Genomic DNA, 14,990 nt, shown 5'->3' on the forward strand with positions numbered 1-14,990 from the left:
GGCTCGCTCCCACAAGGTGGCTGACGCAAGCCCAGACCAAGTAACATTGTCCTCATGACTGCCATTAAATCCCCCGCCTACATCGGACGCTTCGCCCCCACCCCCAGCGGGCACCTGCACTTCGGTTCGCTGGTCGCGGCATTGGCCTCGTACCTTGACGCCCGTTCGGTCGGCGGTCGCTGGCTGTTGCGCATGGAAGACCTCGACCCGCCTCGGGAGGAACCCGGCGCCCAGGCGGCGATCCTCAAGGCACTGGAAAGCTACGGTTTCGAATGGGACGGCGAAATGGTCCGCCAGAGCGACCGTCACGACGCCTATGCGCAGGTGTTGAATCAACTGTTCAACCACGGCCTGGCCTACGCCTGCACCTGTTCGCGCAAACAACTGGCGCCTTATCACGGGATTTATCCAGGCCTGTGCCGCAACGCCGGTCACGCCAGCGAAAACGCGGCGATCCGCTTGCGCGTCCCGGAGTTGGAGTATCACTTCACCGACCGCGTGCAGGGCGAGTACCGCCAGCATCTGGGCCGTGAGGTCGGCGACTTCGTGATTCGCCGCCGCGACGGGCTCTACGCTTATCAACTGGCGGTAGTGCTCGACGACGCCTGGCAAGGCATTACCGATATTGTCCGCGGTGCCGACCTGCTCGATTCCACCCCGCGCCAGTTGTACCTGCAAGAACTGCTCGGCCTGCCGCAACCGCGCTATCTGCACCTGCCACTGATTACCCAACCGAACGGCCACAAGCTCGGCAAGTCCTACCGCTCACCGCCGTTGACCGAAGACCAGGCAACGCCGTTGTTGCTGCGTGCCCTGCGCGCACTGGGACAAAACCCCGGCTGCGAACTCGACGACGCCAACCCCGGAGAAGTACTGAACTGGGGTATCGGACACTGGGATGCGACACTGATCCCGCGCACACTGACACTGCCCGAAGCGCAATTACGCTGACTAAGCTTGCAGGTTGGCGCCCATCCGTTACCATCGCCGCACGTTTTCGGGCACGCACACAATAAAGAGAGGCCGGGATGTACATCTATCGCTTGGTCCTGCTCCTGGTAGTGGGGATCTATCTGTTCTCCCCAGCCATCATGGACTGGTGGATCGACGCCACCGGCGCCTGGTATCGCCCGTATCTGCTGTGGCTGATTCTGATCGTCGTGACCTTCATCCTGCAGAGCCAAAAAGATGCCGATGAGCTTTAGCCTGACCCAGATGATCCTGATCAGCGCCGCCTACCTGGCAGTGCTGTTCGGTGTTGCCTGGATCAGCGAACGCGGAATGATCCCGCGAGCGATCATTCGCCACCCGCTGACCTACACGTTGTCATTGGGTGTCTATGCCAGCGCCTGGGCGTTCTACGGCACGGTCGGCCTGGCCTATCAATACGGTTACGGCTTTTTGTCCAGCTACCTCGGAGTCTCCGGGGCGTTCCTGCTGGCACCCGTGCTGCTGTACCCAATCCTGAAGATCACGCGTACGTATCAGCTTTCTTCTCTGGCCGACCTGTTCGCGTTCCGTTTTCGCAGCACCTGGGCCGGCGCACTGACCACGATTTTCATGCTGATCGGCGTACTGCCGTTGCTGGCGCTGCAGATTCAGGCGGTGGCCGACTCGATCGGCATCCTCACCCGTGAGCCGGTGCAGCATCGGGTCGCCCTGAGCTTCTGCGCACTGATCACCCTGTTCACGATTTTCTTCGGCTCGCGGCATATCGCGACCCGCGAGAAACACGAAGGCCTGGTGTTCGCGATTGCCTTTGAGTCAGTGATCAAGTTGATCGCCATTGGTGGCGTCGGCCTCTACGCTTTGTACGGCGTGTTCGATGGCCCACAACAGCTGGAAGTCTGGTTACTGCAAAACCAGACCGCCCTCGCCGCCCTGCACACGCCACTGCAAGAAGGTCCATGGCGCACACTGCTTCTGGTGTTCTTCGCCTCGGCAATCGTGATGCCGCACATGTACCACATGACCTTCACTGAAAACCTCAACCCGCGCTCGCTGGTGAGTGCGAGCTGGGGCTTGCCGCTGTTCCTGCTGCTGATGAGCCTGGCCGTGCCGCTGATTCTCTGGGCCGGCCTGAAACTGGGTGCCACCACCAACCCGGAATACTTCACCCTCGGCGTCGGCATCGCCGCCAATAGCAAGGCCCTGGCACTGTTGGCCTATGTCGGCGGTTTGTCAGCTGCCAGCGGATTGATCATCGTCACCACGCTGGCGCTGTCCGGCATGGCCCTGAACCACCTGGTGCTGCCGCTCTATCAGCCACCCGCCGAAGGCAACATCTACCGCTGGCTGAAATGGACCCGCCGCGCCTTGATCGTCGCGATCATCATGGCCGGTTATGGTTTCTACCTGCTGCTGGGCGCCGAGCAGGACCTGGCCAACCTCGGCATCGTCGCCTTCGTCGCGACCTTGCAGTTCCTTCCCGGCGTGTTGTCCGTTCTGTATTGGCCGACCGCCAACCGTCGCGGCTTCATCGCCGGTTTGCTCGCGGGGATTCTGGTCTGGCTGGTGACCATGCTGTTGCCACTGGTAGGCAATCTGCAGGGCTTCTATATTCCGCTGCTGAACATGATCTACGTGCTCGACGACACCAGTTGGCACATGGCGGCGATTGCGTCCCTGGCGGCCAACGTGCTGATGTTCACGCTGATCTCGCTATTCACCAACGCCAGCACCGAAGAAGCCAGCGCCGCCGAAGCCTGCGCCGTAGACAATGTGCGTCGCCCGCAACGCCGCGAACTGCACGCCGCCTCCCCCCAGGAATTTGCCACCCAACTGGCCAAACCACTGGGCGCCAAAGCCGCGCAAAAAGAAGTCGAACAGGCCCTGCGTGACCTCTATCTGCCGTTCGATGAGCGTCGCCCATACGCCTTGCGGCGCCTGCGTGACCGAATCGAAGCCAACCTCTCCGGCCTGATGGGCCCGAGCGTCGCGCAAGACATGGTCGAAACCTTCCTGCCGTACAAGGCCGGCGGCGAAAACTACGTCACCGAAGACATTCACTTCATCGAAAGCCGTCTCGAGGATTATCACTCGCGCCTCACCGGCCTTGCCGCCGAACTTGATGCCCTGCGCCGTTATCACCGCCAGACCTTGCAAGAATTGCCAATGGGCGTTTGTTCGCTGGCCAAGGATCAGGAAATCCTCATGTGGAACAAAGCCATGGAGGAACTGACCGGAATCGCCGCACAGCGCGTGGTCGGCTCACGACTGGGCACTCTGGGCGATCCGTGGAAAGAGCTGCTGCAAGGCTTCATCAACCTGCCGGACGAGCATTTGCACAAACAGCACCTGGCCCTGGACGGCCAGACGCGCTGGCTGAACCTGCACAAAGCCGCGATCGACGAACCGCTGGCGCCCGGTAACAGCGGTTTGGTATTGCTGGTCGAAGACCTGACTGAAACCCAGATGCTCGAAGACAAACTGGTGCACTCGGAGCGCCTGGCGAGCATCGGTCGGCTGGCGGCCGGCGTGGCCCATGAAATCGGCAACCCGATCACCGGCATCGCCTGTCTTGCGCAAAACCTGCGCGAAGAGCGCGAAGAAGACAGCGAACTGACCGAAATCAGCGGGCAAATCCTCGAACAGACCAAGCGCGTGTCACGCATCGTCCAGTCGCTGATGAGCTTTGCCCACGCCGGAAGTCACCAGCACAATGACGAACCGGTCTGCCTGGCCGAAGTGGCTCAGGACGCCATTGGTCTGCTGGCGCTGAACCGCCGCAACTTCGAAGTGCAGTTCTTTAACCTGTGCGATCCCGAGCATTGGGTCGATGGCGACCCGCAGCGGCTCGCCCAGGTGCTGATCAACCTGCTGTCCAACGCCCGCGACGCGTCGCCGGCCGGCAGTGCGGTACGGGTAAAAAGCGAAGCCAACGAACACACGATCGATCTGATCGTGGAAGACGAGGGCAGCGGTATCCCATCGAGCATCATGGACCGATTGTTCGAACCTTTCTTCACCACCAAGGATCCTGGCGAAGGCACCGGTCTGGGCCTTGCACTGGTCTATTCCATCGTTGAAGAGCATTATGGACAAATCACCATCGACAGCCCGGCTGACACACAAAGCCAACGCGGCACCCGTATCCGGGTGACCTTACCGCGTCATGTCGAAGCGACGTCCGCTGTGAACTGAGACCGTCGAGAGTATCGAATCAATGCCGCACATTTTGATCGTCGAAGACGAAACAATTATCCGCTCCGCCTTGCGCCGCCTGCTGGAACGTAACCAGTACCAGGTCAGCGAAGCCGGTTCAGTGCAGGAAGCACAAGAACGCTTCAGCATTCCCACGTTCGACCTGATTGTCAGTGACCTGCGCCTGCCTGGCGCACCGGGCACCGAACTGATCAAGCTGGGCCAGGGCACGCCGGTGCTGATCATGACCAGCTACGCCAGCCTGCGCTCGGCGGTCGACTCGATGAAGATGGGTGCGGTGGACTACATCGCCAAGCCTTTCGACCACGACGAAATGCTCCAGGCCGTCGCGCGCATCCTGCGCGATCGGCAATCGGCGCAAAGCTCCGCGGGTGAACCTGCGGTCGGCAAGGCAGCCAACGGCTCGACGAAGTCCGCTGTCGATAACAGCAATGGCGAAATCGGCATCATCGGCTCCTGTCCACCGATGCAGGATCTGTACGGCAAAATCCGTAAAGTGGCCCCAACCGATTCCAATGTGCTGATTCAGGGCGAGTCCGGCACCGGTAAAGAGCTGGTGGCCCGTGCCCTGCACAACCTGTCCAAGCGCGCCAAGGCACCGATGATTTCGGTGAACTGCGCAGCCATCCCGGAAAGCCTGATCGAGTCCGAACTGTTCGGCCACGAGAAAGGCGCGTTTACCGGCGCCAGCGCCGGTCGCGCGGGGCTGGTTGAAGCCGCTGACGGCGGCACCTTGTTCCTCGATGAGATCGGCGAGCTGCCACTTGAAGCCCAGGCGCGCTTGTTGCGCGTATTGCAGGAAGGCGAAATCCGCCGCGTAGGTTCGGTGCAATCGCAAAAGGTCGACGTACGTCTGATCGCCGCGACCCACCGTGACCTGAAAAGCCTGGCCAAGATCGGCCAGTTCCGTGAAGACCTGTATTACCGTCTCCACGTGATCGCCCTGAAACTGCCGGCCCTGCGCGAGCGTGGCGCAGACGTCAACGAAATCGCCAATGCGTTCCTCGCCCGCCAAAGTGCCCGGGTGAATCGCACTGACCTGAAATTCGCTCAGGACGCCGAACAGGCGATTCGTCATTACTCCTGGCCGGGTAACGTGCGCGAACTGGAAAACGCCGTCGAGCGCGCCGTCATCCTCTGTGAGAGCCCGGAGATTTCTGCCGAATTGCTGGGTATCGATATCGAGCTCGGTGACCTGGAAGATGACGAGTTCATCGGCCTGGCACCGCAACAGGGCAGTGCCGGTAACACCAGCCACGAACCCACCGAAGACCTGTCACTGGAAGATTACTTCCAGCACTTCGTCCTCGAACACCAGGACCACATGACCGAAACCGAGCTGGCTCGCAAACTCGGGGTCAGCCGCAAATGCCTGTGGGAGCGCCGCCAGCGCCTGGGCATCCCGCGGCGCAAGACCGGTGTAGCCAGCGAGAGCTGAACGTCACCTGTCGAATGTGCGAGTAACACATGACATTGTGAAAAAACTGTTACCGAAGCTTGTTCTCGTAACAGAAGCCGGGGCTTACGGTAACGAAGCCCCGGTTTTTTTTGGCCCTGAAAAAGGCGATTCAGGCACCTAACCCCTTGTTTTACTGGGCCTCGTAAAAGTTGGCACGGCACCTGCTATATGTTTGGTACAAGAACAATAACAAGCAATGCACAAGACAATAAAAATAAGACGAATCGACTCACGCACAATAAAAACAAGACGGCGAGAGGCGTAGCTAACTGATTCTTTTGGAGAGGCGTTGTATTTGGGGCTTGCCCCGCAACCAGGCCGAGAACAACAAAAACTGCCCTAAGGCAGAGCCTGAACTGGTTGGATCACTGGATCATTGCAACACAGCGACCAAAGCAATCCGTTTGCTCTTGACTCCCGATTGGGAGAGTCATGAAGGAAAACTTCATGACAAGGGCGCTACACAAAAACAAGAAGCCCGAAACCAATAATAAAAATAGAGCACGCAACTACTTCTTGGGGAGCTTCGGCTCCCCTTGTGGTTTCTGTCATTCAAGAATCCCCCCTGCTCCCCCGCGCTTTACGCTTGTAGCTTATGGCTTGCAGCTCATATCTGCTGTGTCCTACACCATCCCCCGACTAAATGCTAGAATCCCCGCCCATCATGCGGTCATTCTTCGTTTTGGCCGAACATTCCTTCAAACAGTGCATCCCATGCTGAAGAAGCTGTTCCAGTCATTCCGTTCTCCCTTGCGTCGTACGCAACACATTCGCAGCACGCCTGAAGTGCTCAACAGCGGCCAACACTCGCTGCAACGGGCTCAGTTCAGCCGTTATGCAGTGAACATCGTCGAACGCCTGCAGAACGCCGGCTACCAGGCTTACCTGGTCGGTGGCTGTGTGCGCGACATGCTGCTCAACATCACACCCAAGGATTTCGACGTCGCCACCAGCGCCACGCCGGAACAGGTTCGCGCCGAGTTTCGCAATGCGCGGATCATCGGGCGCCGATTCAAACTGGTGCACATCCATTTTGGTCGCGAAATCATTGAGGTCGCGACCTTCCGCGCCAATCACCCGCAAAACGACGAAGAGGAAGACAGCAACCAGTCCTCGCGTAACGAAAGCGGGCGCATTTTGCGCGACAACGTTTACGGCACTTTGGAGGAGGACGCGCAACGCCGCGACTTCACCATCAACGCCCTGTATTACGATCCGGTCAGCGAGCGCATCCTCGACTACGCCAACGGCGTACACGACATCCGCAATCGCCTGATCCGCCTGATCGGTGATCCGACTCAGCGCTACCAGGAAGACCCGGTGCGGATGCTGCGCGCGGTGCGTTTCGCTGCCAAGCTGGACTTCGGCATCGAGAAGCACTCGGCAGTGCCCATCCGCGGCCTGGCGCCAATGCTGCGCGAGATCCCGTCGGCACGGCTGTTCGAAGAAGTGTTGAAGCTGTTCCTTTCGGGTCATGCCGCCGACACCTTCGAAATGCTGGTCGACCTGCAATTGTTCGATCCACTGTTCCCGGCCAGCGCCGAAGCACTGGAACACAACCCGACCTACACCCACACCTTGATCAGCGAAGCGCTGATCAACACCGACCTGCGGATCAAGCAGAACAAGCCGGTGACGCCAGCGTTCCTGTTCGCTGCCCTGCTCTGGCCTGCCCTGCCGGCCCGCGTACTGCGTTTGCAGGACCGTGGCATGCCGCCGATTCCGGCCATGCAGGAAGCGGCTCACGAACTGATCAGTGAGCAGTGCCAGCGGATCGCGATTCCGAAACGCTTCACCATGCCGATCCGCGAGATCTGGGACATGCAGGAACGCCTGCCACGTCGCAGCGGTAAACGTGCCGACATGCTGCTGGACAATCCGCGTTTCCGTGCCGGTTACGACTTTCTGCTGCTGCGTGAAAGCGCCGGCGAACAGACCAACGGTCTGGGCGAGTGGTGGACCGATTATCAGGACGCCAATGAAAGCGAACGCCGCGACATGATCCGCGACCTCAGCGGCAAGGACGACGGTGCCAGCGGTGCGCCACGCAAGCGTCGCCGCAGCGGTGGCGCCAAGCGCAAACGTGCCGCTGGTGCACCGAGTGTGTCGGGCGAGTAAGTCGATGGAACGCATCTACATTGGCATGGGCAGCAACCTCGCTGCCCCGGCGGAACAACTGCGCAGCGCCGTTGCAGCACTTGCGCAGTTACCCCGGACAGAGCTGGTCGGGGTTTCGAGCTTCTATCAAAGCGATTCCTTGCTGCCGGGCCAGCCGCGTTATACCAACGCGGTGGCCGCGATCGACAGCACGCTTGCGCCGCTTGAGCTGCTCGATGCGCTGCAAGCCATCGAAATCGACCAGGGTCGCGAGCGCCATGAGCGCTGGGGTCCGCGTACGCTGGACCTGGACATCCTGCTATTCGGCGATCGACTGATCGACGAGCCCCGCCTCAAAGTCCCTCACTACCACATGCAGGCCCGAGCCTTTGTGCTCTACCCGCTGGCCGAACTGGTGCCAGCTGACCTGCAACTGGCGGACGGCCGTCACCTGCACGAACTGCTCGCTGCTTGCCCGTTCGTCGGGCTGGAACGCCTCCCCTAGGCTTGATGAGGATCCCCTGTGGGAGCGAGCTTGCTCGCGAAGAGGCCGTCACTTTCAACATCAATGTTGACGGTCATACCGCTATCGCGAGCAAGCTCGCTCCCACATTGGTTTGTGTCGCACACAAACTGTGCAGCATGCCACTCCGACAAAAATCTGCTGAATCGCATCAGTAACGCCGGTAACACCAACGGCGTAACATTGCGGTAACACATCCAATTGACTTCCCGAGTTCTCCTCACGACTATAGGCGTCCCGCTGCCGCCAACCCGGCACTACAGGGCGCAATCCAGGCTTTTCAAGCACGACACAAGACCGTGCGCCTGAGTAAATGAAGAATCACGCGCGTTACTCGCAGTAGTTTTCCAAGCGCCTGAATGAGGATTTTTTTCATGCCAGCTATCACCTTGACCACCTTGCAGAGCCTCAAGCAAAAGGGTGAAAAAATCACCATGCTGACCTGCTACGACGCCACATTTGCCCACGCCTGCAATGAGGCGGGCGTTGAAGTGCTGTTGGTGGGCGACTCCCTTGGCATGGTGTTGCAAGGACACGACAGCACCCTGCCGGTGACCACCGCCGAAATGGCTTACCACGTCGCCGCGGTCAAGCGTGGCAACACCGACGCATTGATCCTCGCCGACCTGCCGTTCATGGCGTATGCCACCCTCGAGCAAACGATGACCAACAGTGCCCAGCTGATGCAGGCGGGTGCGCACATGGTCAAGGTCGAAGGCGCGCTGTGGCTGGCCGAGTCGATTCGTCTGTTGGCCGAACGTGGTATCCCGGTGTGTGCACACATGGGGCTGACGCCGCAGTCGGTGAACATTCTGGGCGGTTATAAAGTTCAGGGCCGCAATGAAAACCAGGCTCGGCAGATGCGCGCGGACGCGATTGCCCTGGAGCAGGCCGGCGCGGCGATGCTGCTGCTCGAGTGTGTACCGAGCGAGCTGGCCCACGAAATCACTCAAGCGGTGAAGATTCCGGTAATCGGCATCGGTGCCGGCAATGCCACTGACGGTCAAGTGCTGGTACTGCACGACATGCTCGGCCTGTCCCTCACCGGCCGCGCACCGAAGTTCGTGAAGAACTTCATGGCCGGCAAAGACAGCATTCACGCTGCCCTGAGCGCTTACGTCAGCGAAGTCAAAGCCGCGACCTTCCCTGGCGCCGAACACGGATTCTCTGCATGAACACTGTCAAAACCGTACGCGAACTGCGTGCCGCTGTAGCCCGCGCCCGCAACGAAGGCAAACGTATCGGCTTCGTGCCGACCATGGGCAATCTGCACAGCGGCCACATTGCGCTGATCACCAAGGCCACCCAACGGGTGGATTTTGTGGTCGCGAGCATTTTCGTCAACCCACTGCAATTTGGTGCCGGCGAAGACCTCGACAAGTATCCGCGGACCCTGGCCGCCGACCAGGAGAAACTGCTGCAAGCCGGTTGTCACCTGCTGTTCGCGCCAACAGTCGAGGAAATGTACCCGGACGGCATGGCCGGCCAGACCCGCGTCAGTGTTCCGCAGCTTTCTGAAGGCCTGTGTGGCGCCAGCCGCCCTGGGCATTTCGAAGGCGTGGCGACGGTGGTCAGCAAGCTGTTCAACATGGTCCAGCCGGACCTGGCGATCTTCGGCCAGAAAGACTTCCAGCAACTGGCGGTGATTCGTGCGCTGGTGCATGACCTGAACATGCCGATCCAGATCATTGGCGAGCCGACCGTGCGGGCCGCCGACGGCCTGGCGCTATCCTCGCGCAATGGTTTCCTCAGTGAAGAACAGCGGGCCGTCGCGCCCGTGGTGTATCGCACGCTGAGCGAAATCGCCGAGACCATCAAACAGGGCGAACGTGATTACCCGGCACTTCTGGCACGGCAGATCACCCAGCTCATGGCCGCTGGTTTGCGTCCTGATTATCTGGAAATCCGCCATGCGCTGACCCTGCGTCCAGCGACCGCGGATGACCGTGACCTGGTGATCCTGGTGGCCGCTTTCCTGGGCACGACCCGGTTGATCGACAACCTGCACCTGAACCTCGACGCCCCCGCATAACCACCGCAATCCCCCTGTGGGAGCGAGCTTGCTCCGGGCGGCGATCCGACGATGACGGCTTAACATTCAACAAAGATGTTGGCTGCCAGACCGCCATCGCGAGCAAGCTCGCTCCCACAGTAGAACGGTGTTGTTTTGTAGATTGCAGTCGGTTTCTCACGCCGTATTGCCGGCCTCAAAGGCTTCGGGCAAACTGCCGCGGTTCGGATCAGCCCAAGGAAACACTCATGCACGCCATCATGCTCAAGGCCAAGCTGCATCGCGCCGAAGTTACCCACGCAGTGCTCGACTACGAAGGCTCTTGCGCCATCGACGGCGAATGGCTGGACCTGTCCGGAATCCGCGAGTACGAACAGATTCAGATCTACAACGTCGACAACGGCGAACGCTTCACCACCTATGCGATCCGTGGCGAAGAAGGCTCGCGCATGATCTCGGTCAACGGCGCCGCCGCACACAAGGCCAAGGTCGGTGATCGGGTGATCATCTGCGCTTACGCTCATTACAGCGAAGCCGAACTGCTCAATTTCAAACCGCGCATGCTCTACATGGCGCCCGGCAACGAGCTGAGCCACACCAGCAATGCCATCCCGGTTCAGGTCGCCTGAGCCTTCCCCCGTACTCTGAGCACTGAAAACCCGCCTGCCTGGCTACCTGATGCGCCGGTACAAAAAAGTACCGGCCGCAGGTCAGACAAAGCCAAGACAGATCACACCGCGAGGTTTACTGTAATCGCCCTGCGCTATTTAATCGTTTATTCGCAGTTCGACCGGAGAGTGTCTGTCATCGAACAGGACATTCCGGGCTTTTCAGTGTCCTAAAGGCAGTCCAAGTAAAAGGAAACCCGCAGCGATGGCGTACTACCGCACTCCTCAAGACGTTACCGCTCTGCCAGCCTGGCAGGCGCTGAATGATCACCGCCAAGCCATGCAGGATTTCAGCATGCGCGAAGCGTTCAATGCCGACCCGCAGCGTTTCAGCCAATTCACCCTGAGCAGCTGCGGGCTGTTTCTGGATTACTCGAAAAACCTGATCACCACCGAAACCCGCAATCTGCTGGTGGGCCTGGCGAACGAAGTCGGCTTGCAGGACGCGATCAAGGCGTTGTTCAGCGGTGAAATCGTCAACGCCTCCGAAGGCCGCCCGGCACTGCATACGGCCCTGCGCCGCCCAGTGGGCGACAAGCTGTCGGTCAATGGCGTCAACGTCATGCCTGACGTGCACAAGGTGCTGAACCAGATCACCGAGCTGGTCGGGCGCATTCACGATGGCCTGTGGCGTGGTTACACCGAGAAGCCGATCACCGACGTGGTGAACATCGGTATCGGTGGTTCGTTCCTCGGCCCTGAGCTGGTGTCCGAAGCGCTGTTGTCCTACGCCCAGAAAGGCGTGCGCTGCCATTACCTGGCGAACATCGACGGCAGTGAATTCCACGAGCTGTCGGCGAAGATTCGTGCAGAAACCACACTGTTCATCGTTTCTTCGAAATCCTTCAACACCCTCGAGACCCTGAAAAACGCCCAGGCCGCGCGCGCCTGGTACCTGGCCCAGGGTGGCTCCGAAGCCGAGCTGTATCGCCACTTCATCGCCGTTTCGAGCAACAACGCAGCGGCCGTGGCTTTCGGTATTCGCGAAGAGAACATCTTCCCGATGTGGGACTGGGTTGGCGGCCGCTATTCGCTGTGGTCGGCCATCGGTTTGCCGATTGCCCTGGCCATCGGCATGTCGAACTTCAAGGAGCTGCTGTCCGGTGCCTACACCATGGACCAGCACTTCCAGAGCGCGCCATTCGAACAGAACATGCCGGTGCTGCTGGCACTGCTGGGTGTCTGGTACGGCAACTTCTGGGGCGCGCAAAGCCACGCGATCCTGCCGTACGACCACTACCTGCGCAACATCACCAAGCACTTGCAGCAACTGGACATGGAATCCAACGGCAAGAGCGTACGTCAGGACGGCACACCGGTTTCCACCGATACCGGTCCGGTCATCTGGGGCGGCGTCGGTTGCAACGGTCAACACGCCTATCACCAGTTGCTGCACCAGGGCACCCAGTTGATTCCGGCTGACTTCATTGTGCCGATCGTCAGCTTCAACCCGGTTGCCGACCACCATCAGTGGCTGTACGCCAACTGCCTGTCGCAAAGCCAGGCGCTGATGCTCGGCAAGACCCGCGCCGAGGCGGAAGCCGAGCTACGTGAAAAAGGCATAGCCGAAGACCAGGTGCAGAAGCTTGCGCCGCACAAGGTGATCCCGGGCAACCGCCCGAGCAACACCCTGGTGGTCGAGCGCATCAGCCCGCGTCGTCTGGGCGCGCTGGTTGCGATGTACGAACACAAGGTGTTCGTGCAGAGCGTGATCTGGGGCATCAACGCCTTCGACCAATGGGGCGTGGAACTGGGCAAAGAACTGGGCAAAGGTGTCTACAGCCGCCTGGTCGGCAGCGAAGAAACTCCGGCCGAAGACGCTTCGACCCAGGGCCTGATCAACTACTTCCGCGGTCGTCACCGCGGGTGATCTGATCACTGCTCCCACAGGTCTGCACAGACCTTGTGGGAGCGAGCTTGCTCGCGATGACGGTTTGATATTCGAGGAAAATGTCGGCTGTCAGACCGCTATCGCGAGCAAGCTCGCTCCCACATTGGTCCCCTGTACGACTTGAACCCTCCCCCTACTCGGCGCATCTTTATCACTTGTCGCAATACAAGAATAAGGAACCGTCATGTTCGATATCAGCACGTTCCCCAAAGCCGATGCCGTCCGCCGGGCTGCACAATTGAGTCAGGACGACTACCTGCGCCTGTACCGCCAATCCATCGAGCAACCCGACATCTTCTGGGCCGAACAGGCCAAGCGCTTTCTCGACTGGTCGACACCCTGGCAAAGCGTCCAGCAATCAAATATCAAAACCGGCACGGCACAGTGGTTTGCCGGCGGCCAGCTCAACGTCAGCTATAACTGCATCGATCGCCACCTCGCCCAACGCGGCGAGCAGACCGCAATCATCTGGGAAGGCGACGACCCGGCCGAATCGCTGCACATCACCTACCAGAAACTCCATCACTCCGTCTGCCGCCTGGCCAACGTGCTAAAAAGCCGTGGCGTAAAAAAAGGCGACCGGGTGTGCATCTACATGCCAATGATCCCTGAAGCCGCCTACGCGATGCTTGCCTGCTCGCGCATCGGCGCCGTGCACTCGGTGGTCTTTGGCGGGTTTTCCCCCGACTCCCTGCGTGACCGGATCCTCGACGCGGACTGCCGCACCGTGATTACCGCCGATGAAGGCGTACGTGGCGGTAAATATGTACCGCTCAAACAGAACGTCGACAAAGCCCTGCTCAGTTGCCCGGCCGTCAGCACTGTTGTAGTGGTCGAACACACTCAGGGCGACGTCAATTGGGTCGAGGGTCGCGACCTCTGGTATCACCAGGCACTGCGCGACGTCAGCGACGACTGCCCGCCAGAACCGATGGACGCCGAAGACCCGCTGTTCATCCTTTACACCTCCGGCAGCACCGGTAAACCCAAGGGCGTGCTGCACACCACTGGCGGCTATCTGCTGCAAGCGGCGATGACCTTCAAGTACGTGTTCGATTACCGCGACGGCGAAGTGTTCTGGTGCACCGCCGACGTCGGCTGGGTCACCGGCCACAGCTACATCGTCTACGGGCCACTGGCCAACGGCGCGACCACGCTGATCTTCGAGGGCGTGCCGAGCTACCCGAACAGCTCGCGCTTCTGGCAGGTCATCGACAAACATCGGGTGAACATTTTCTACACTGCGCCAACCGCCCTGCGGGCCTTGATGCGCGAAGGCCTGGAGCCCTTGAAAGACAGCTCGCGCGCCAGTTTGCGGCTGCTGGGCAGCGTCGGCGAACCGATCAACCCGGAAGCCTGGGACTGGTATTTCAACGCGGTCGGCGAGCAGCGCTGCCCGATCGTCGACACCTGGTGGCAGACCGAAACCGGCGGCATCATGCTCAGCCCGCTGGTCAGCGCGCAACGGATCAAACCCGGCTGCGCGACCCAGCCAATGTTCGGCGTGCAACCGGTATTGCTCGATGAGCACGGTAAGGAAATCAGCGGCGCCGGCAGTGGCGTGCTCGCCATAAAATCAAGCTGGCCGGGGCAGATCCGCAGCGTCTACGGCGACCCGCAACGCATGGTCGACACCTATTTCAAACCCTATCCCGGCTACTATTTCACCGGTGACGGCGCGCGGCGCGATGAAGATGGCGATTACTGGATCACCGGACGCATCGATGATGTGATCAACGTCTCCGGACACCGCATCGGCACTGCCGAAGTCGAAAGCGCACTGGTACTGCATGACAGCATCGCCGAGGCGGCGGTGGTCGGTTACCCTCACGACCTCAAGGGCCAGGGCATCTACGCCTTTGTCACGCCGATGAACGGCATCGAACCCAGCGATGCGTTGCACAAAGAACTGCTGGCCCACGTCAGCAAGGAAATCGGCAGTTTCGCCAAACCCGATCTGATTCAATGGGCGCCGGCCTTGCCGAAAACCCGTTCGGGCAAGATCATGCGACGGATCCTGCGCAAGATCGCCTGCAATGAACTCGACAGCCTCGGCGACACATCGACCCTGGCCGATCCCAGCGTGGTCGCCGGGCTGATCGACAAGCGTTTGAACCAATGACTGAATAACCCAGGCGCGGCCACTGGCCGCGCATCTTTTAATGCTGCTGCCACCG

At 60.2% G+C, this 14,990-nt stretch carries 11 protein-coding genes; all 11 read left to right on the forward strand.

All coding sequences use genetic code 11. The features are described from left to right. The first annotated feature begins 54 nt into the window (after positions 1 to 54). The gene (gene gluQRS / locus AC1RKH_RS16915; RefSeq protein WP_493064425.1) at positions 55 to 951 is read left to right on the forward strand and encodes a tRNA glutamyl-Q(34) synthetase GluQRS; all 897 of its coding nucleotides are present in this window, start codon (positions 55 to 57) and stop codon (positions 949 to 951) included. A 77-nt stretch (positions 952 to 1,028) separates the two neighbouring features. Continuing rightward, a complete protein-coding gene (locus AC1RKH_RS16920) occupies positions 1,029 to 1,205 on the forward strand; it encodes a hypothetical protein (RefSeq protein ID WP_003176118.1) in 177 nt (58 codons plus the stop codon). Then, a complete protein-coding gene (locus tag AC1RKH_RS16925; RefSeq protein ID WP_185015277.1) occupies positions 1,189 to 4,143 on the forward strand; it encodes a sensor histidine kinase in 2,955 nt (984 codons plus the stop codon). Before AC1RKH_RS16920 ends, AC1RKH_RS16925 begins: the two co-directional genes overlap by 17 nt. A 22-nt stretch (positions 4,144 to 4,165) precedes the next feature. Beyond that, positions 4,166 to 5,602 carry a sigma-54-dependent transcriptional regulator gene (locus AC1RKH_RS16930; RefSeq protein ID WP_493064426.1) on the forward strand — a complete coding sequence of 479 codons (1,437 nt, stop codon included), beginning with the start codon at positions 4,166 to 4,168 and terminating at the stop codon, positions 5,600 to 5,602. A gap of 735 nt (positions 5,603 to 6,337) precedes the next feature. Further along, on the forward strand, positions 6,338 to 7,741 hold the full coding sequence (locus AC1RKH_RS16935) for a polynucleotide adenylyltransferase PcnB (protein ID WP_493064427.1): 1,404 nt from the start codon (positions 6,338 to 6,340) through the stop codon (positions 7,739 to 7,741). 4 nt (positions 7,742 to 7,745) lie between these two features. Further along, positions 7,746 to 8,225, forward strand: coding sequence for a 2-amino-4-hydroxy-6-hydroxymethyldihydropteridine diphosphokinase (gene folK / locus AC1RKH_RS16940; RefSeq protein WP_493064428.1), 480 nt, complete (start codon positions 7,746 to 7,748; stop codon positions 8,223 to 8,225). Positions 8,226 to 8,617: 392 nt separating this feature from the next. Continuing rightward, the gene (panB, locus tag AC1RKH_RS16945; protein ID WP_493064429.1) at positions 8,618 to 9,418 is read left to right on the forward strand and encodes a 3-methyl-2-oxobutanoate hydroxymethyltransferase; all 801 of its coding nucleotides are present in this window, start codon (positions 8,618 to 8,620) and stop codon (positions 9,416 to 9,418) included. Continuing rightward, on the forward strand, positions 9,415 to 10,275 hold the full coding sequence (panC, locus tag AC1RKH_RS16950; RefSeq protein ID WP_493064430.1) for a pantoate--beta-alanine ligase: 861 nt from the start codon (positions 9,415 to 9,417) through the stop codon (positions 10,273 to 10,275). Before panB ends, panC begins: the two co-directional genes overlap by 4 nt. Before the next feature lie 227 nt (positions 10,276 to 10,502). Further along, positions 10,503 to 10,883, forward strand: a complete 381-nt coding sequence (gene panD, locus AC1RKH_RS16955; protein WP_003228271.1) for an aspartate 1-decarboxylase — start codon at positions 10,503 to 10,505, stop codon at positions 10,881 to 10,883. A gap of 244 nt (positions 10,884 to 11,127) precedes the next feature. Further along, a complete protein-coding gene (gene pgi, locus AC1RKH_RS16960) occupies positions 11,128 to 12,792 on the forward strand; it encodes a glucose-6-phosphate isomerase (protein ID WP_123423631.1) in 1,665 nt (554 codons plus the stop codon). Between the two features lie 205 nt (positions 12,793 to 12,997). Further along, positions 12,998 to 14,935 carry an acetate--CoA ligase gene (gene acs, locus AC1RKH_RS16965; protein ID WP_493064431.1) on the forward strand — a complete coding sequence of 646 codons (1,938 nt, stop codon included), beginning with the start codon at positions 12,998 to 13,000 and terminating at the stop codon, positions 14,933 to 14,935. Positions 14,936 to 14,990: the final 55 nt, after the last annotated feature.

Source organism: Pseudomonas sp. GW822-FHT06B12 (assembly GCF_058799675.1).

Excerpts from the sequence above, each read along its gene's own strand:
- AC1RKH_RS16930 (WP_493064426.1), top strand. The coding sequence starts at position 4,166 with ATGCCGCACATTTTGATCGTCGAAGACGAAACAATTATCCGCTCCGCC.
- pgi (WP_123423631.1), top strand. The coding sequence starts at position 11,128 with ATGGCGTACTACCGCACTCCTCAAGACGTTACCGCTCTGCCAGCCTGG.
- panD (WP_003228271.1), top strand. The coding sequence starts at position 10,503 with ATGCACGCCATCATGCTCAAGGCCAAGCTGCATCGCGCCGAAGTTACC.
- acs (WP_493064431.1), top strand. The coding sequence starts at position 12,998 with ATGTTCGATATCAGCACGTTCCCCAAAGCCGATGCCGTCCGCCGGGCT.
- panC (WP_493064430.1), top strand. The coding sequence starts at position 9,415 with ATGAACACTGTCAAAACCGTACGCGAACTGCGTGCCGCTGTAGCCCGC.
- AC1RKH_RS16935 (WP_493064427.1), top strand. The coding sequence starts at position 6,338 with ATGCTGAAGAAGCTGTTCCAGTCATTCCGTTCTCCCTTGCGTCGTACG.
- AC1RKH_RS16925 (WP_185015277.1), top strand. The coding sequence starts at position 1,189 with ATGCCGATGAGCTTTAGCCTGACCCAGATGATCCTGATCAGCGCCGCC.
- gluQRS (WP_493064425.1), top strand. The coding sequence starts at position 55 with ATGACTGCCATTAAATCCCCCGCCTACATCGGACGCTTCGCCCCCACC.
- panB (WP_493064429.1), top strand. The coding sequence starts at position 8,618 with ATGCCAGCTATCACCTTGACCACCTTGCAGAGCCTCAAGCAAAAGGGT.
- AC1RKH_RS16920 (WP_003176118.1), top strand. The coding sequence starts at position 1,029 with ATGTACATCTATCGCTTGGTCCTGCTCCTGGTAGTGGGGATCTATCTG.
- folK (WP_493064428.1), top strand. The coding sequence starts at position 7,746 with ATGGAACGCATCTACATTGGCATGGGCAGCAACCTCGCTGCCCCGGCG.